The sequence below is a fragment of the Photorhabdus viridis genome, assembly GCF_040256935.1.
GTDB classification, from domain to species: domain Bacteria; phylum Pseudomonadota; class Gammaproteobacteria; order Enterobacterales; family Enterobacteriaceae; genus Photorhabdus; species Photorhabdus viridis.
The window spans coordinates 16,904-35,410 of sequence record NZ_JBEJZY010000001.1 but is presented as its reverse complement, the minus strand read 5'-3'; the positions used below and the strand labels follow the sequence as shown (position 1 = coordinate 35,410).

Below are 18,507 nucleotides of genomic sequence, written 5' to 3'. Positions count from 1 at the left end.
CTTATTAAGAAATTATTTATCAAATTAATGACATTGACACTATAATACTCATCATTCTAACAAATAGAAATTTACTTCTCTTAAAATAATTTAATGAATCAGCGATAGGATTTTTTCATCAGAATTCATATATCCACATTTTTATTATAAGTATTAAATGGAATTAATAGATTTCTATTTATAATAGTGCGGATTATCTGCTATCTATCTTTTCGCCGCTATCAAACCACCAGCGGTGATATAAATGTCAGAGTGTTTATTCTTATCCTCGCTCTTTTAGCACAAAAAAATATTTTTACAATATATAATTTGTAAAAATATCAAATTTTCATGATGGCTCACTAATTTATAAATTAACAGATGGTTACTCTTTAAAATCTCCATGTAGATCTATACTTATCTAGTTCGTTAATATTTTTAGAACACTCTTTTAACCTTATTTTAACCTCACAAGGATATGCATCATGGGTGTTTTTCAGTATAAAGATTTTGATGACACGACTTCTAAAGAATTATTTTCTGACGCTAAAGTTATTTCAGGGTATGCTTACCATAATCTAGGCAGTGGGTTTGCCGAAGGGTATTACAACTATGGTTATGGTTTGGGAATACCATTAACGCTGGTGACTGCGCTTATTGGTAGTACGACCTCACAGGGTGTCTCGACTAAATTACCCTGGAACCCAGATGCGGAAAAACAAGCACGGGATAAACTAAACGAAGAGGGATGGTTTACTATCAGCGCCGATGAATTGGACTATAAGGGGAAAACGGATGCCCGTGGTACTTTTTATGGCGAAAAATCAAGTCACTCCACTGCCCAGGCTGAGGTGATGGGGAAATATGATGCTGATGGTAACCTAACATCAATTGGTATTGCATTTCGTGGCACCAGCGGCCCCCGGGAATCATTAATCACCGATACATTCGGCGACGTTATTAATAATGTGTTGGTAGGTTTAGGGAAAACAGAATATTCGAATAACTATACACCAAATGCTTTTGGCCGACTGTTAGATCATGTCGCCAACTATGCCAAAGCTCACGGTCTGACTGGGCAGGATGTTCTGGTCAGCGGCCATAGTTTGGGTGGGTTAGCGGCGAATAGCATGGCGGGATCCAGCGAGACGAAATGGGGTGGGTTTTACTCTGAGTCGAACTATATAACCTTCGCCTCGCCATCACAGTATGAGAAAGGCAACAAGGTGCTGAACGTGGGATATGAGAATGACCCGGTATTCCGTGTACTGACTGGTACCAGCACCACTGCATCGTCGGTGGGCGTGCACGATGCACCAAAGGATTCGGCGACAAATAATATTGTCAACTTTAACGATCACTACGCATCAACCGCGTGGAATCTGCTTCCCTTCTCTATCGCCAACTTGTCAACCTGGGTTTCGCATGTCACACCTTTCTATCAGAGTGGTATGCAACGGGTTATGGATTCAACGTTCTATGACCTAACCCATAAAGACTCCACGATTGTCGTCAGCAATCTTTCCAACGTCACCCGTGGCAATACTTGGGTGGAGGATTTAAACCGGAACGCGGAGAAACATACTGGTAGTACTTTCATTATTGGTACTAAAGGTAATGATCTGATTAAAGGTGGCAAAGGAAACGATTATCTGGAAGGTTTCGACGGTAATGATATATTCCGCGATGACGGTGGATTTAATATGATTGCTGGCGGGAAAGGCTATAATACCTTTGACTTACAGAAGTCGTTAAAGAACGCGGAAATAGCCTATGACAAGGCGGGGACATTGTATCTGCGCGATGCACACGGTGATATCACTATCGCCACGGACATCTCCACAATAAGAAGCAAGGAAAGTACCTGGTTGTTTCTGACCAAAACGGTGGATTCGCAGGTCAGAGCTGACGGTTTATATTCCAACCAAGGAGTGAAACAGTACGCCAATTCGGTAACCGGTAATGATGGGAATGATACCCTCACTTCCAAAACCTCCGGCTCCTGGCTGTTCGGTCTGGATGGTGACGATACTCTGATCGGCTTCGGCAACAACAATGTTTTTGTTGGCGGTGAAGGTAACGATGTGCTGAAAAGTCAGGGTAATAACAATACCTTCCTGTTCAGCGGCGATTTTGGACAAGATATTGTTTACGGTTACAATAAAACCGATAAACTGGTATTTCTGGGCACAGAAGGCAGCAGTGACGAAAAAAGTAGTTATCTGGATCACGCTACGATGGTGGACAATAATGTGGTGTTTACCTTTGGGCAAAATTCAGTCACTTTGGTTGGCATAAGTATGGATAGCCTGTTCGCAGACAATATAATATTGGCATAACAACACAAAAATCATGCGATACACTTATCCATAATGTGGCCATGAAAAATGGCCACCTTTTGGCAAATCAGGCGTTTTTACTTAGTTTCCACAGCCATATGCTCTGTAAATGATGTATGAACCACCGCATATTTCGCCTGCCATGCTTTAGGATTGATCAAATAATGTTGCCGGAAGCGTTTAGAAAAATGACTTGGGCTGGAATATCCCACTGCGGTAGAAACATCAATGACAGTCATCCCTTTTTTCAATAAATTTTCTGCGGTTGTCATACGGACATTTTCCAGATATTGATGGAAAGTACAAAAAACAACAGCACGAAATCCCTCTTTTAATTGCCGCTCATTCAAACCAACCGATTTTGATAATGATTTTATCGTCCAGGGATAATGATAATCACTGTTAATTATTTTTATTGCATTGTAAATGGCCCGGCGCTGCAAACTGTTGATCACATCATATTGACAATCATAAATTTGCGCCGATACACAAGCGAGTATCTCTAATGCTTTCGCCTTTAAATAAATTTTCCTTATACTACCATTTAGCTGACACTCTTCTATTTGATTAACTATCTGCATAAATGGTGGGTAGATAGGGCATGCCATCATCAATACATCACTGTAACTGCCGTTTTTCTCAAAACCAGCAGCTAATTGAGTGAAAGGCGGTAACCCCTGGGCGACAATTTCGCTTAATGAAAATCGAATATCGAGAATATGCCATTCTCCACAACCAAAGAAATTCATGCCTCGTGTTGTCTTAGGGGAATAGAAAAACAGCATCGTTCCTGAATTTATATCTAAAACATCGCCATTTTCAATCGCCATCTTGCCTTTCCCGCTTAGAACAAAAGCAATTGATACGGTCGGCGGACCCTCACAATATTCTATAATATCTTGCTTAATCTCGAAATTCATTCTGTTTATATGAATTCCATCAGATAATTCTTCCGTTAGAAACGGTGAGTTCGCCTTATTTTCCTCCTCATGTGAATTCATACAATGACCAGCAGTGAAAATTTTCAATTTTCTGCTATAAATCGTATCCATGAGCTCCCCTGTCAAATTAGCGCCAAGTGCCTCAAAAGTACTATTATATTTTTATTTATAATTTAATACCACGCCTTGTAAACATGGGTTTCTAGCATTCAGCTTTTCAACTCAAGAAGGTAAGCACTGAAAGCAGATTGCTAACTACATATTAGCCATCATTAATGATCCTAGTTACAATAGTACGTAATGCGTTACTTTTGTCCCTATCCCGCTAGCCTTGTTCTACGACTCCCGATAGTCTCCTTTTCAGATTTTTTCCACACTTAACTTTATAAGACACAGATAAATAGAGTACAAAGAGTATCTATATGAAAAGAAAATATGCTAAGGCGTCTGCCTTATGTTGTCTGATTTCGCCTGTGGCATGGGCTGAAAATTCACCTTTCTTATCAGGATCGTGATATTTACCGTGATTTCATCGGTGGTAAATGGAAAGAGAAACATCACGCCACAACCCAGGAACTGCGTTTAAATTCCGGCTTTTCAAATGGGGTTACCAGCGTGTTCGGTGGTTGGTTTTCAGATGAAAGTAATAAACATCATACCAGCAGCTATCCCGGTTACTATGGTGATGCCTTTAACACAATAAAAGGAAGATCGCTGGCACTGTTTGGTGAAGTTAAATTACCGGTTGCTTCTCAATGGGATCTGACCCTTGGCGGTCGCTTGTCGCATGAAAAATCGCAGATAGACTATTCAGGTCGTACTGGCATGATGGCGGTCGAAGCTTTTGATAATCAGGTCTCCAGCAATGAATTCACTCCTAAGGCGGCCTTGGGCTGGCAATTGACGCCAGATACCCATTTCTATCTCTCTGCCACTAAAGGATACAAACCCAGCGGATTCAATAATATTGTCGCCACCGCCAACGATAGAAAGCCCTACGATACTGAAACTTCAGATAATTATGAGTTTGGCTGGCATACATCGTTCTTCGATAACGTCATGACGTTAGATAGTGCTGTTTACTATATCCGTTCAAAAGACAAGCAGATCTATGTTGGACCAGTCGCTATGCAATCTATTCGCAATGCAGGCAAAGCGGAAAGCAAAGGTATTGAGCTGAATAGTCAGATTAAACCCATGCAAGGACTTAAACTTTCTCTTGGTGGGAGTATCAGTAAGTCAAATTTCACTAACGCGACCGATACAGAAACGGGTGTAAGTTATGACAACAAACGTCTGCCTTATGCACCAGATGTCATGCTAAATGCAGGTTTCGACTATCTGATTGATCAAACACTGTTACCGGGTAACCTCTATTTAAGTGCTGGCGCCCGCTACTATTCAAAAAGCTACTTTAATGCAGCGAATACCCTTGAGCAAGGAGGATATACCCTCTGCGACGCTTCACTCAGTTTAGAAATGGCACATGGCATTAACATAAAACTTTACGGCGAAAATCTGGGTGACAAAAAATACCGAGTCTCCAGTTTCCAAGTAGGGCCAAATACACTCAATATGATAAGTAAGGGCTTGAATGTTGGGTTGGATGTGAGTGTTGCACTATGACGCACAATATCTTCCACCCCGTCATGTATCGTTACTGCTGCTGACTTTGGCGGGTGTCTATACCATCAAAGATATGCCTTAAGGACTCCCTGTATATGAATCAATCGAGATGCAAGAATTTCCCTTTAATTACTCGTCAGCTAACAAATATGTGGGATAAAAGTTCTGAACTGTGGTTTGTAAAAGATAGAGAATTCCGTTTAATTTATGGAAACAAGGTATTTATTAAAGTTAATAAACTTCCTAAAGACTTTGATGTTATCGGGTATTCTGAAAAAGAATTGCTGACACCATTTCGTCATTTTGCCCACTTTTTTGAAGAACATGATAGTAAGGTCTTAGAGCGTATGCAGAGAATATCAGCCATAGGGATTTATCCAGTGGGGAAAAGTGAACAATTTAGATCTTATTTTTATAACAAATTCCCATTAATGGATGAAAATAATCAATGTATTGGTGTGGTTTCTCATGCTAGAGAAATAGAGCATTTTGCAATGACTCATTATATTAAACATCATATGTTTACCCCTGTTAAATTTAATCCACCGAACGATATATTAAAAGAGAAAGAGTGGATGGTTATTTTCCTGTTTTGCTGCGGTCTCAGTAATAAAAATATAGCGGTCAAAATGGATATTTCATGCCGTACTGTGGAAAAATATTTCGAAGATATTTATGAGAAACTTTCTGTTAGATCAGTTATAGAGTTAAGATTATTTTGTAAAGAAAATGGCTATGATCTCTATATTCCACCAAGATATTATAAAACTATGGGCTATTTCACTTTGCCGTGACGTACTTTATATAGAACACTCTCTGCAACATCTGCATTATGATGAAATTCACGGAATTCACCCCGAGGGGTTTCCTGATGAAGCGACAAAAATTAAAAGGATAAAACCTGTAAACTTGGTTTGTCAGCGGTCTGCCTCTATTTTACTATAGAGGTTTTTTTATTATTTTAAACAATGCTGATGTTGTTTTTGTTAATCATTTATTTTGATTAAGAATTTTATGGCATTATTTATCAAGAGCGGAACCTATTATATTAATATGAAGTTGATGCAAAGATTATTTTCATGATTTACACTTCAAGTGCGTCAGATTTTCTTTATTATTAATCAGGAGTTGAATATGAAAAAATTAATATCTATGCTATTTATTTTCATTGGTATGATTAGTGCCCCCGCATTCTCGGCGGAAACGAATAGTGGTGTTGTTAGAGTTGCAGAAATAAAAGCTGATTGGGACAATCCTGCACATTATCTTTATACATTCAGCGGAAGTTTAGTCGGTAACTGTGGAAAACCAGGTTATATTTGGTCAGGATCAAGCGCTGAAAACATCAATAAGCTATTAAGTCAAGCTTATTTACAGGGTTTAAATATTAAAGTTGGTATAGAAAACGCAAGTTGTAATATAACTACGGTTTACGTTATTAAACAATAGAAATTAACTGTTACATTATTATAAACAGGATAAAGAGTTAAAAAAATCCTCCGCTTAATAGTAGAGGATTTTTAAATTAACTTAAACAACTTTTCCTTTATGGAATTATTCCAATACGACGTCTATTATTCGCAATATACTTCAGTGGCGAAATTTGGCGTATTTTCAATAGTGTCATGAACTGGGCAAGTTTTATTAATAAAATCAACAAAGGCGTGAATTTCTTCTTCGCTATTATCGGCTTTAATATGAAATTTTGTTACTATTTTAGAAAAACCTAGTTTCGCTTGTTTATTTCTACCAGTGAAACCATCAGTATCAAGCTCACCTTCCAGATCAATGTGAATATCAATTAAATTAATTTTATGCACTTTAGCAAAGGCTTTTGCGACGATACATTTACAGGCCCCCAAAGAACAGAGCAGAGCCTCAACAGGATTCATCCCTTGGTCAGTGCCGCCTAAATTACGCGGTTCATCTAAATAAAAGGAGAAATCTCTTGATGTACATTCAACTTTCAATCCAGCTACAGATTTTGCTGTGGCAGTAAATAGTTCTTTCGCCATGATCCAACTCCTTATCATCAACATTCGTTTTTCGTAAGGTCAAACACTGATTGTTATCATAACTTTTAATTTTTCTTTTTTGTTTTTAAAATGTTTATCTTGCTTTCAGCATCACAAATCTTAATTAGGGTAAAACTCAGAAGACAAGATCTGGGAAATATGCCAAATACATACATCAGGAAACACATCCAACCCCGTTTCATTCATTGCTGAGGCGACGGCCTTCGACCAAACAACATCAATCCAATCTGAATCGCTTAATTTCGTTTTTAAACTGGGCGATTCTTTTAAGCCATAAAGAATTTCTTTTCTTTGTGCTTTAATTGTTCTTTCCCAACTTGTTCCTCTATAACTTGGCTGATATTTCCATTTCAGTAAATGAGTAATTAATACTGCCATGCGACTAGCCAACTCACGCTGCTCGCTCTTACCCACGTCTTCGATCTCCTCAGCAATGTTGACTATGTCAATCTCAGAAAATTTACCGGCACGTAATAATGCCGCCTGCTCATTTGCCCAAGCGACTACATCAGTTTCGTAACGTGTATGATTCATAACTGCCCCCACTAATAGGCCTGCCATACAGATAATTCATATGGCAGTCTGTCAGAGAATACATTCTGGGTCAAAAAAGAAGTTATCTTCAACAGAATGTTTATCCCACTTTCGGCAGCATCCCACCCACAAGCGCGATCTGAATTGCTATCACTGCAACACCACAGGCAAATACCAGCGCCAATACTGGTTTACCGCCTAATACCCGATACCGGCGTTCATTATGCTGGCGGGATTTAAATGCTAGTAGGCTGGGTAATACCAGCGCCAAAATAGATAAAGCCACAGCGGCATATCCCAAAGCCATCACAAAACCTTTTGGATAAAACAGAGCAAAAACCAATGGTGGAACGAAAGTCAGCAAACCGGTCTGCATACGTCCTGTTATATTATTTTTGCGTTTAAACAGATCACCGAGAAAATCAAACAAACCAAGTGCAACACCAAGAAATGAGGTAGTGAGCGACAGATTAGCAAACATTTGTACTGAAATTTCAGTTTTTGGTGAAGCAACAACTTCACGAATACTGTGTAATAAACCATTCAACCCTGAATTTTCAGCTAAAATACCAACGAATGTGACGGAATTGATACTGCCCAACGTCGCTAATTGCCAAAAAATATAAGCGAATAGCGGAATAGCGCTACCGATAATAAACACCCAGCGTAATTTACGTATATCTCCACCCATATATTTGACAATGCTGGGAATACTGCCGTGAAAACCAAATGAGGTGAAAATCACAGGAATTGAGGATAACACTAATCCTTGTTGTAATGGCATAGTCAGTAAGTTGGTATGCTGAACATGCGGCATCATCAGCCCCAGCATTAATATCAGAAAAATGATTTTTGCACTGAAAAGTACCCGGTTAACCATATCTACTGAACTGGTGCCAATGCAAACAATTCCACCGCCAATCACAGTAAACAGTGCAACACCGATTGAAGCAGGCCAAGATAAATCAAACCACTTATTGAGGTTGGTTGTCAGTAATTCCCCTGCTCCACTGATATATGCTGATGTCAGTGCATACATCAGAAACATCATACTGAAACCTGCTAATATTTTACCGCCACTGCCAAGATAACGTTGGGCCAGTGTTCCCAACCCCGTATCAGGAGACTCATATTGATAAACTTCAACCATCAATAATGCGGTATAACTCATCAAAACCCATAACCCAACCAGCATGATAAAACTTATACCAAATCCTACACCGGCGGTCGCCAATGGCATGGCCAGCATTCCAGCGCCAATTGTAGTCCCGGCTATGATAAAGGTACTTCCAAGAGTACGGTTTTTCATATTTTTTCCCTTCAAATAAACAGCAAATGTTTAATAATAGAAAATCAGGCATCTTTCTTTTTATCTTCTTCATCAATGACCTGAGTCAGTTTTTTAATAAAAATCTTCTGGAGCCGTTCCCAATATTCATCAAAATCATCAGTATTACGCAAACAATGGGTCATGACTGCGGCACGTAACAAGTACAGGCTATGAACTTTCTCCCATTCTTCCCGGCTGAAACCACAGCTTTCAGCATAATGCCAGGGAGTATCCCCATATTCTCCATAACCAAGAGAGGTGGAAGAGGTCAAAAAATCATTGGTGTAAGTACGGCCAGAGGCATATGAACAAAGCTCATACATGCGTTTATTAAGGCGGTTGTGATGCCCCAGATCGTCATTGCCTTGCTCTTTAAAAGTAAAATTGACCATATGGAAATCAGGATGCGGCATGGCATGAATTTCAAAACGGCGTTTACCAACAACAAGGGGCTCTACCATTAAAAGTTTTTTAATCATCCAATTGGCTGCCACAATGCCTGAAGCAATCACTTTTCCATAGCCGCTGATATTCAGTGGAACCAATCGGTGTGCAGCCCAAATTGCGGCTGCGCTAGCCCCAGCTTTTGAACCCTCCATAATAGAAGCGCCGAGCACTACATGTTGGTTAGCGGATTGCTCCGATTGTGTCTCAACGTCTTCAAACACATAAGCAGCACGGTAGGAAATCAAGTCAATAATACGCTTATCTTTCATACATACCGCACCGGCTGCATATTGGATAAAGCCAACTTTATGCGGGTCTACGGTAATCGAATCAGCCTGACACATTGCCCTGAAACTTTGATAAAGTTCAGGCTTAGGCCAAATAATATCTTCAGGAATAATGTCTAATTCACGATAACGGCAGATAAGTTCATCATATTCCATAAACTCACCCTGTTCGTTAAGAAACATTGCGCTGGCATACCCTGCATAAGCAGCATCAATATGCAGGTAAAATGAGACGCCATAACGCTCTTCACACTCTTTGCGTAATGCAATAACTTCATCAACCCGATCAATAGCACCAACTTCAGTGGTTCCAACGACGCTCACCATAGCCAAAATCGGTTCGCCCTGCTCTATCAGGCTGAATGTGATTTCACGCATTTTTTCAACATCAGTACGATAGTTTTCATCTACCGGCAGTGAAACAATGTGCTCTTGACCTATCCCTAGAACATCCATCGCTTTCATCCATGAATAATGCTTCGACTGTGGAACCAGAACTTTGCCAAGCATTTCTGGCTTTACCCCGATACCACGGCAAGAAAGTTCACGAACTTGTTCGAAAATACCACGCCGTTTTAATTCATCAGTTAGATCCAGAATATCTGATGACGACATATTCAACAGTTGTTGCTCTGATTTATTCTCAGTCAAATCACAAGATTGCGGGTGTTTTGCAATGGCAAGCGGCATGGTTTTTAAATTACGCGCAACCCATAATCCCTCATAGTTGGCAACGGTTCCACCGGATGTGATATGTCCCCAGGCCCGACGGGCGTCATAGCCAAACATCCGGCACAAATCCAACCCTGCTTCAATTTCCAGCTCGGTTGTCGTCGGGGATGACTCATGAGCACAGTTGTTCGGGTTGTACATCATCGCCATGACATAAGCGAGATTAGAAACCATTAAGGTATCGGCATTGATATGCCCCATATAGCGAGGAGAAAACCAGGGAATAGAGGTGTTTTTCAATTTTGCAGAGAGCTGGTTCAGAATCCCCTCCGTTTTATAAAGGGTTTCTCTGTAATCAGGTTCATAACGATCTACTGAAGTTACCAAGGCGGGATCTTCCGGATGAAAATCAGAACGCCAGTGCATATGCTCACTTACGGCATATTCCATCATTTCTCTAAAAAAAACCGCATTTTCTGATTTAGGGCCTAAAAACAACGCATCAATGTTTAAGTGCGAAGTAAACTGCTTAGTCATAATCACATACCCTTTTCCAACTGACAAAAACGACTGTCAGCAACAGAGAGATTTCGATTTTCTTTATTTGTTAATGAAATCACTATCATTCTCTGATAAGCAGACAGAAACTTTTATGCCACCTGATTTACCAAAAGCTGGTTATACCTTAGCAATCCAGACATTAAAAAAAACCATCAGGTGAAATTGATTAGTCATTAACATATCTATAACCGATCATTTGTTAATAGATATAGTCTATATTTGTTAAAATATTAATGATAATGTTAAATATAAATTCTGATTTTGTGCGCGAGGACAAATAATGGATAAAAATTAATCAAAAACAGAGGGAAATAATAGCTTATTAGATAGTAAGCTTATTAATCATAAGGATTTTTTCTAACATGAAGCTGTTAATAGACAAAATACAGGGCTACCCGTTGAAAATAGCCCTGATTTAAGAAGAAATATTTTCAAGACGATACATTTACCAGAATCACTTTGCCAATAACATCACCGGCTTCCATCATACGATGTGCATCAGCGGCATCTTTCAGATCAAATACTTTACAAATTAATGGGCTGACTTTTCCTGATTTCAGCAGTGGCCAGACATGTTTTTCCAATTCCCTGGCTATCTCTGCTTTTTCTTCCACACTGCGTGAACGTAATGTAGAACCCGTATGAGTCAGACGCTTTTGCATTAAAGGCATCAGATTAAGGTTTTCAGAATTTCCTTTCATCATACCAATCTGAATAATTCGCCCGAACTTAGCAGCAACTTTATAGTTCTTATTGACATAATCACCACCGATTAAATCAACAACCATATCAACGCCGTGATTACCCGTTATTTTCAATACCCGATCAATAAAATCTTCTTTGCGATAATTAATAACAAAGTCAGCGCCTAAGCTGTGTGCAACTTTAGCCTTCTCATCCGAGCCGACAGTTGTAATCACTTTGGCGCCAAAGGCTTTTGCTAACATAATAGTGACACTCCCTATCCCGGAAGTTCCCCCATGAATCAGCAAACTTTCTCCCTGTTTCAACTTGCCAGCCTGGAAAACATTAACCCAGACCGTAAAAAAGTTTTCCGGCAATGCCGCCGCCTGGACAAAATCCAATCCATATATAGGTAAAGCAATGGAATCATGTACCAAGCAATATTCAGCATAACCACCGCCGGCAACAAGAGCGCAAACTTTATCGCCAATATTCCAGCGCTTACAACCTTCACCTCTGGCAACAATTTCTCCTGCAATCTCTAAGCCAGGTAATGAAGAAGCATCAGGTGGTGGTGGATAAGAACCCATTCGCTGAAATATATCAGGCCGGTTAACACCTGCCGCAGCCACTTTAACGAGCAAGTAGCCTTTTTCTAATCGTGGTAATGGCGTTTGAACCAGATGCAATTTTTCCGGGCCGCCAGGCTTAACAATACTGACCGCTAACATATATTGGGGTAATGAATTGATTTGGCTGTGCATACATACCTCTTATTTCTTCTGACGATCCTTTATTATGGATTTCGTTTAATATGATAAGTGGGATTTGAAGTGCCGTAGGACAAAAAACCCATTAAACTATGACCATAACAGAAAACTGTTATATGACAAATATGTGAACAACTCAGAATAAGTTATTACCAACATTATTGTCGGTTATCTGTTCGTTTCTTCTCATGAGTCGTCATTTTAACGATACAATACGCAATCTATAAAAGCTGCAATAAACTTTTTAATTGATGGTTTTTAATCAATTTGGAATCACAGAAGTACAGTTGATAAATGTTGTCTTTGTGATGTCATTAATTTAAAGTGCAACCATTGATATCAAAGAGAGGTATTGATATGTCATCTGTCACTATTCGCAATTTACCTGATGAGGTACACCGCGCTTTACGCGTGCGAGCCGCAATGCACGGTTGCAGTACCGAAGCGGAAATCCGCAACATTCTGGCTGCTGCTGTGAAGCCAGAAGGACGTGTACGCCTAGGAGACTCACTTGCCGCAATTGGCCGTCAAGTGGGGTTGAAGGACAAAGATTTTGAAGGTTTTCAGCGTGATAAGATAGAAGCTGCTGGCGTGCCAGTTATCAACCCTTGGGAGAAATAGGAGTAGAACAGCCTTCGATACCGTGAATTCTTCTATTTTACTTGGTATCATTTACCATGAAAGCTAGACCCGCCACTGGCGAGTGCATGTAAATCATGTATGCTGGATTCTTAAAATCGAAAAATGCCATTGAGGTGAGAATGGAGACAATAGCCGAAGAATCCAATAACTGGGTAATAAAACCGACAAGTGGGTTTAACCAATCTGAACTTATCAAAGCACGCATCACCAACCTTGCTGATCATTTTATTGATGTGCTTAGCAGAAAAGACCCGGATAGTATTTCCCTATTACTGACTTTGCCGGATGATGAATTTTGGGCGGAAATCAAAGGACGTGCCAACTATATTGAAATAGTGGAAACAGCCACTCTGGAAAAGAAAAAACATGAGGAGTTTATCGAAAGCAGAAACGCTTTTCTTGCCTGTCTTGGGGAATTCGGCGGAGTCTACAAGTCCAGCAAAGTTGCTGACATATTAGGAGTGACCCGCCCCACAGTAAATAAATATGGTGAGAATCATAAACTCATTGTATTAAACTGGGGAATAGAAAATTTATATCCTGTTTTCCAGTTTTCGGTAAATAAAAAAACCAGTAATAGAGGATACTTAAAAGGCGTTCCAGAAATACTGGCTAATATAGGGAAAGTAAGCAACATCAGGAAATGCCATTTTTTCACCCGTAGAATCAATACATTTGATCTTGATATCGGCATAGACGGATCTACAACAGTACTGGATATTCTCAGAAATGGTGCGTCAAATGATGAAATTGCTCAATTAGTGAAATTGGCGCAGATCTTCGGCTCTTCTGATGCAACAGCCTGAACAAGTGTTATTTATGCTGTGTGTAAAATCTGAGCCAATAAACGATCACAGCACCCCAGCCGCCGGAGTGGCATCCGTTCACACAACACATCAAACGTTTTGGCAACTTCAGGCGAAGAAAGAGGAAGTGCGGTATTGATCAACCCTGGGCATACCGCATTGACGCGAATACCCGACGGCCCAAAGGCATCAGCCAACGCAGCGACCATCATATTTACGCCCGCTTTGCTGGTGGAATAGGCCGTCGTGAGTTGACCCGTCCTAATGGACCCCATACTCGACGTTGCCACGATACTCCCACGTTTGCCCAGATTCATCATCTGTTCAGCTGCTGCCTGCGCGCTGAATAGAACGCCATCAAGATTGACAGTAAGCAACTTGTGAAAATCGTCCGAACTAATTTGTGGGCCATCGGTAGCTAACGCGATTCCGGCGTTGCAAGCCATCAGATCAACACCACCGAATGGCGTAGAAACATCAACCAACGAGTCCATATCACTGCGCGAGGTGACATCACACCGATGATGATGGTCGCGGCGCCATGACGGGCAGCCCCGCTCCGATGCCACTTGCTCCGCCAGTGACAATCACAGCCTTACCTTCTAGCATACGGCCCATGACATTCCTTATTATGTTGTGTTACCAAGATACGGTGTGATATCAACCGTTGTTTTATGGTATATGATGATATGAACCGCCTGACGGTCTGATCGAACCTAAGCATAAAAATGGCTCGTTGAAGCCGAACACTTTTTTAGGCGCATCAGGTGCGGAACTCATTATCAGCTTCCTCTTGAGTTTATTTAAAATGCCTAAGATACGATATGAAGTTAATTTACTGATTTAAATTGTTAAATATTGAAAACATCCCTCCTTTTTAATTATTGATTGGTGAGTTATATAACTAATTTAAGGATGATCCTTATTTCAGGAAAAATTAAGTCTCTTTGAGACGGGAATAATTAAAGTTGATTGACTTGTCGTTACTGTCACAAAACAGAAAATATGAAAGTTGTGGGCATCCGGGATGTTATTTTCAGAAGGTTGACTGCACCGGATTGTTGGAGCTGAGAGGGATAATTCTAGGAGCCGGAAATTTCTAGTGGTAGTGGTTCGTAATTAAAAACAGTCTGGCTCGTATTTACCCGGCATTCTGATTATGTTAATAATGTGTAAATAAATTTGATATTATATAAGGAAGGGTTGATGAGACGAAAAACAGGGTTTTTCTTTGATGAACATTGTTTTTGGCATAGTACTGGAATACATGTAATGACTCTACCTGTCGGAGGTTGGGTTCAGCCTTCTTCTGGAACTGCACATGCTGAATCGCCGGAAACAAAACGGCGGTTAAAAAATTTGATGGATGTATCAGGCTTGAGCCACTCCTTGCACCTTTCTTCGGCCTCGCCTATTGATGAGCAAACACTACGTAGAATTCATCCCGAAGAGTACCTGAAACAGTTTAAGCAAGTCAGTGATAACGGCGGAGGAATGCTTGGTATAGAAGCCTCTCTGGGTCCGGGAAGCTATGAAATTGCTAAGCTCTCAGCCAGCCTTGCTTGTGCTGCGGTGGAAGCAGTGCTTAGCGGTGAGCTTGATAATGCTTACAGCCTTTCTCGACCACCAGGTCATCACTGTTTGCCTGACAAGCCAATGGGATTTTGTTTTCTAGCAAATATCCCATTGGCAATTGAACACGCAAAAGCACGTTTTAATTTAAAACGAGTTGCGGTCATTGATTGGGATGTTCATCACGGTAATGGGACTCAACATATTTATTGGGATCGTTCTGATGTTTTGACTATCTCGATACATCAGGATGGTTGTTTCCCTCCAGGATACAGCGGTGAAGATGATATCGGGGAAGGTGAAGGGGCAGGTTATAACCTGAATATCCCATTACTTGCTGGAGCCGGACATAATAGTTATATCTATGCAATGACACAGATAGTGCTTCCTGCGCTTGAACGCTTTAAACCGGAACTGATTATTGTCGCCTGTGGCTATGATGCGAATGCGGTGGATCCTTTGGCAAGGATGCTGCTCCATAGTGAAAGTTTTCGGGAGATGACCCAGCTAGTGCAACAGGCAGCAGATAGTTTATGCGACGGAAAACTAGTCGTTGTTCATGAAGGCGGGTATGCGGAGTCTTATGTACCATTCTGTGGATTGGCTGTACTTGAACAGATGAGCGGTATTCGTACTGAAGTCAAAGATCCAATGTTAGATTCTATACGTTTGCAGCAGCCAAGAGCCGAGTTTGAGCTATTTCAACAACAACAGATTGATAAACTTAAAGAAAAATTCGGTCTTTGAGCTTTGTTGCATCGGTCTCGCCTTCATAACATACCAGCGTCTTTTTAGCGCTGGTCTTCAGTCGAAAGTTAATAAATTCACTCATACTTTTTTACCTCAACCAATAAAGTTAGATGAGAGTTTCCATGTGCAAGTGCTGTTTTACGGGATGATGTCAACACATTGACACACCCCCCCCAATCAACGCCATTTTTATCCGGTTGCCACCATGCACCGGTTGGCATTGCCACCACTCCGGGAATAATTCGTTGGGTAACCTCAGCAGGAACCATAGAAATACCACGATCATTAAATACACGCACTAAATCCCCCGGCTCAATATTGCGTTTTTGCGCATCCAGAGGATGAATCCACAATTTCTGGGTTTGAACTTCCTGTATCCAAGGGTTTGAATATTGGGTTGAATTGGAGCGGTTTTTCCCTTTCCAGGTAATTAATTGCAATGGATATTTCTCAGTTAATTTATCCTCTGGTCCTTCGAATGCAGGTACATAATGTGACAATGCCGGGATTTCAGGATTTTGCATGTCATACAGACGTTTAGAAAATATCTCTATTTTTCCTGACGGTGTTGGGAATGGATGATTTTTCGGATCCCGAATATTATCTTCGAAAGCCACGTAAGGCGGTATTTTGAAAAGATGTTTATGCGTACTTTGTAATTCTTCAAAAGTTGGCAAATTTGCTTCCGGCATTACCTGACGATTAGATTCCATAATATGGGCTATCCACTCTTTTTCGTCACGACCTTCGCTGAACTCGCGTTCAACACCCAATTTTGCTGCAACTTCGCGTATCCATTCATAATCAGAACGCCGTTCGAATTCAGGTTGAATCAGCTTTGATGACAGTATGAAATAACTGCCGGTACCCCAGGGATAAGCTATATTCCAGCGCTCCATAAAACTGGTTTCCGGCAATAAGATATCTGCATATCGGGCACTGGGCGCCAAGTAAAGATCACTGGAGACAATGAACTCAATTTTAGATTCATCTGCCAATATTTTGACTGTCTGGTTGATATCTGGGTTTTGATTTGCAAGATAATTCCCCGCAAGTGAGAATAACACACGGATATTGGTGTTTAATTTATCGGCATTAACCAAACCCTCTTCCGGGGTAACTTTACTGGCATCGTCGGCGGCCTGAACCCAATTCATAACGGAGATTTTTTCTTTTACCGGGTTTTTACCAAGATCAAGCCCGTACAGATATTTATTCCCAGCGACACCACCGAAACCTGCTGCCCACCCGCCTTTTTTACCCACATTACCGGTGATTGTGGCTAAAATTGTAGAACCACGAGCGACACGTTCACCACAGATATGACGTTGAGGCCCCCATCCCTGCATTAGGACTGCGGGTTTAGTGCTGGCGTATTCACGGGCAAGCTGGCGAATTGTATTTGCCGGCACTTTAGTGATTTTCTCAGCCCATTCCGGTGTTTTTACAACGCCATCTTTAGCGCCTGTTAAATAAGCAACCAAAGATTCATTGGCAGGAACACCCTCCGGCATATTGTTTTCATCAAAACCAATTGTATAACGATCAATAAACTCTTTATCATGCAAATTTTCACTGACAATCACATACATCATTGCATCCATCATCGCGTTATCGGTTGTTGGAAGCAAAGGAATCCATTGGTCAGCCAGCGAGGAAGCCGAATCGGAATAACGGGGATCGACAACAATAAATTTGGTGCCGTTTTTCTTCATTTTTTGAAAATAGTGATTGGTGTGACCAAAAATAGTTTCAGCCGGATTATGGCCCCAAAGAATCACCAATGGCGTATCTTCCAAAGTATCCAGTGTGCTGCCGGAAGTTGCCACACCATAGGTATAAGGTGTCGCTGCCGCAGTATTGCCCATACTCACGGAATGGTAATATTGTAAATGCCCGCCGGTAATATTCAGTAAACGACGCAACATTTTATCACCGGATGATACACCACCGATGACTGCGGTATTAACGCTGACATAGCGACAAGCCGGGCCATATTTTTCAGTAATGTGTTTCAGCTTATCTGCAATAATGGTGGTTGCCTCATCCCAGGAGATTCGCTCAAACCTCCCCTCTCCCCGCTTGCCAACCCGTTTCATCGGATATTTTAAGCGATCAGGGTTATAAACAAATTTGCGATAGCCTTTGCCACGAATGCAAGCCCGCATAATCGGCATGGCTTCATCAAGTTCATGATCCGGTCTGGTGGTTATCCGGGTGACGACTCCGTCTTTAACATGGGCGCGGATATCACATCTTCCCCCGCAGTCAAAGGTACTACAGGTTGGTACGACTTTCGTTTCGCCGGTATCGACAACGCTAACTGGCAGAGATTCCTGGTTTTTTTTCTCCTCTGCAACCGTTGTGCGGGCAGAAACAAAAGGAACAGAAATAAGTGCTGCACTGGCCTGAACAAAACGACGACGGCTGACCACTAACTCATCACTCTGTTCGTTGACTTCATCACTTATTTTTTTATTTTTCATATTAGCCTCCACATTGCATCTCATGAGTATGATGCATGTTATGCA

At 40.9% G+C, this 18,507-nt stretch carries 15 protein-coding genes; 7 read left to right on the top strand and 8 right to left on the bottom strand.

Annotation, left to right across the window (positions count from 1 at the left end; translation table 11 throughout):
- Positions 1 to 464 precede the first annotated feature (464 nt).
- Positions 465 to 2,318 carry a polyurethane esterase gene (locus tag ABR397_RS00180; protein WP_350303938.1) on the top strand — a complete coding sequence of 618 codons (1,854 nt, stop codon included), beginning with the start codon at positions 465 to 467 and terminating at the stop codon, positions 2,316 to 2,318.
- Between the two features lie 77 nt (positions 2,319 to 2,395).
- On the opposite strand, the gene ABR397_RS00175 is transcribed toward ABR397_RS00180, so the two are convergent.
- The gene (locus ABR397_RS00175) at positions 2,396 to 3,370 is read right to left on the bottom strand and encodes a helix-turn-helix transcriptional regulator (protein ID WP_350303937.1); all 975 of its coding nucleotides are present in this window, start codon (positions 3,368 to 3,370) and stop codon (positions 2,396 to 2,398) included.
- Positions 3,371 to 3,730: 360 nt separating this feature from the next.
- Here ABR397_RS00175 and ABR397_RS00170 point away from each other — a divergent pair, with 360 nt between their 5' ends.
- The 3 genes from ABR397_RS00170 to ABR397_RS00160 all read left to right on the top strand — a co-directional run bounded on the left by ABR397_RS00170 (position 3,731) and on the right by ABR397_RS00160 (position 6,334).
- Positions 3,731 to 4,885: a TonB-dependent receptor gene (locus ABR397_RS00170; RefSeq protein WP_350304061.1), complete on the top strand. Its 1,155-nt coding sequence runs from the start codon at positions 3,731 to 3,733 to the stop codon at positions 4,883 to 4,885.
- Positions 4,886 to 4,980: 95 nt separating this feature from the next.
- Positions 4,981 to 5,679 (top strand): helix-turn-helix transcriptional regulator, encoded by a 699-nt coding sequence (locus ABR397_RS00165; RefSeq protein WP_350303936.1) that lies wholly within the window; start codon positions 4,981 to 4,983, stop codon positions 5,677 to 5,679.
- A gap of 340 nt (positions 5,680 to 6,019) precedes the next feature.
- Positions 6,020 to 6,334 carry a hypothetical protein gene (locus ABR397_RS00160; protein ID WP_350303935.1) on the top strand — a complete coding sequence of 105 codons (315 nt, stop codon included), beginning with the start codon at positions 6,020 to 6,022 and terminating at the stop codon, positions 6,332 to 6,334.
- 125 nt (positions 6,335 to 6,459) lie between these two features.
- Here the strand turns inward: ABR397_RS00160 and ABR397_RS00155 are convergent, their stop codons facing one another.
- The 5 genes from ABR397_RS00155 to ABR397_RS00135 form a co-directional block, all read right to left on the bottom strand.
- Positions 6,460 to 6,900, bottom strand: coding sequence for an OsmC family protein (locus ABR397_RS00155; RefSeq protein WP_350303934.1), 441 nt, complete (start codon positions 6,898 to 6,900; stop codon positions 6,460 to 6,462).
- 120 nt (positions 6,901 to 7,020) lie between these two features.
- A complete protein-coding gene (locus ABR397_RS00150) occupies positions 7,021 to 7,455 on the bottom strand; it encodes a DUF29 domain-containing protein (protein WP_350303933.1) in 435 nt (144 codons plus the stop codon).
- A gap of 100 nt (positions 7,456 to 7,555) precedes the next feature.
- On the bottom strand, positions 7,556 to 8,764 hold the full coding sequence (gene tyrP / locus ABR397_RS00145; RefSeq protein ID WP_350303932.1) for a tyrosine transporter TyrP: 1,209 nt from the start codon (positions 8,762 to 8,764) through the stop codon (positions 7,556 to 7,558).
- Between the two features lie 44 nt (positions 8,765 to 8,808).
- Positions 8,809 to 10,728, bottom strand: a complete 1,920-nt coding sequence (locus ABR397_RS00140) for a pyridoxal phosphate-dependent decarboxylase family protein (protein ID WP_350303931.1) — start codon at positions 10,726 to 10,728, stop codon at positions 8,809 to 8,811.
- Positions 10,729 to 11,183: 455 nt separating this feature from the next.
- On the bottom strand, positions 11,184 to 12,200 hold the full coding sequence (locus ABR397_RS00135) for an NAD(P)H-quinone oxidoreductase (protein WP_350303930.1): 1,017 nt from the start codon (positions 12,198 to 12,200) through the stop codon (positions 11,184 to 11,186).
- Between the two features lie 363 nt (positions 12,201 to 12,563).
- Here ABR397_RS00135 and ABR397_RS00130 point away from each other — a divergent pair, with 363 nt between their 5' ends.
- Both ABR397_RS00130 and ABR397_RS00125 read left to right on the top strand, forming a co-directional pair.
- Positions 12,564 to 12,827 carry a FitA-like ribbon-helix-helix domain-containing protein gene (locus tag ABR397_RS00130; protein WP_350303929.1) on the top strand — a complete coding sequence of 88 codons (264 nt, stop codon included), beginning with the start codon at positions 12,564 to 12,566 and terminating at the stop codon, positions 12,825 to 12,827.
- Between the two features lie 140 nt (positions 12,828 to 12,967).
- Positions 12,968 to 13,654: a hypothetical protein gene (locus ABR397_RS00125; protein WP_350303928.1), complete on the top strand. Its 687-nt coding sequence runs from the start codon at positions 12,968 to 12,970 to the stop codon at positions 13,652 to 13,654.
- Between the two features lie 11 nt (positions 13,655 to 13,665).
- Here ABR397_RS00125 and ABR397_RS00120 read toward each other — a convergent pair whose 3' ends face one another.
- A complete protein-coding gene (locus ABR397_RS00120) occupies positions 13,666 to 14,223 on the bottom strand; it encodes an SDR family oxidoreductase (RefSeq protein ID WP_350303927.1) in 558 nt (185 codons plus the stop codon).
- A gap of 637 nt (positions 14,224 to 14,860) precedes the next feature.
- On the opposite strand from ABR397_RS00120, the gene ABR397_RS00115 reads away from it, so the two are divergent.
- Entirely contained in the window at positions 14,861 to 15,973 is a 1,113-nt protein-coding gene (locus ABR397_RS00115) for a class II histone deacetylase (protein WP_350303926.1), read from the top strand.
- A 77-nt stretch (positions 15,974 to 16,050) separates the two neighbouring features.
- Here ABR397_RS00115 and ABR397_RS00110 read toward each other — a convergent pair whose 3' ends face one another.
- Complete coding sequence (locus ABR397_RS00110) at positions 16,051 to 18,462, bottom strand: DMSO/selenate family reductase complex A subunit (protein ID WP_350303925.1); 2,412 nt, start codon at positions 18,460 to 18,462, stop codon at positions 16,051 to 16,053.
- Between the last annotated feature and the right edge of the window lie 45 nt (positions 18,463 to 18,507).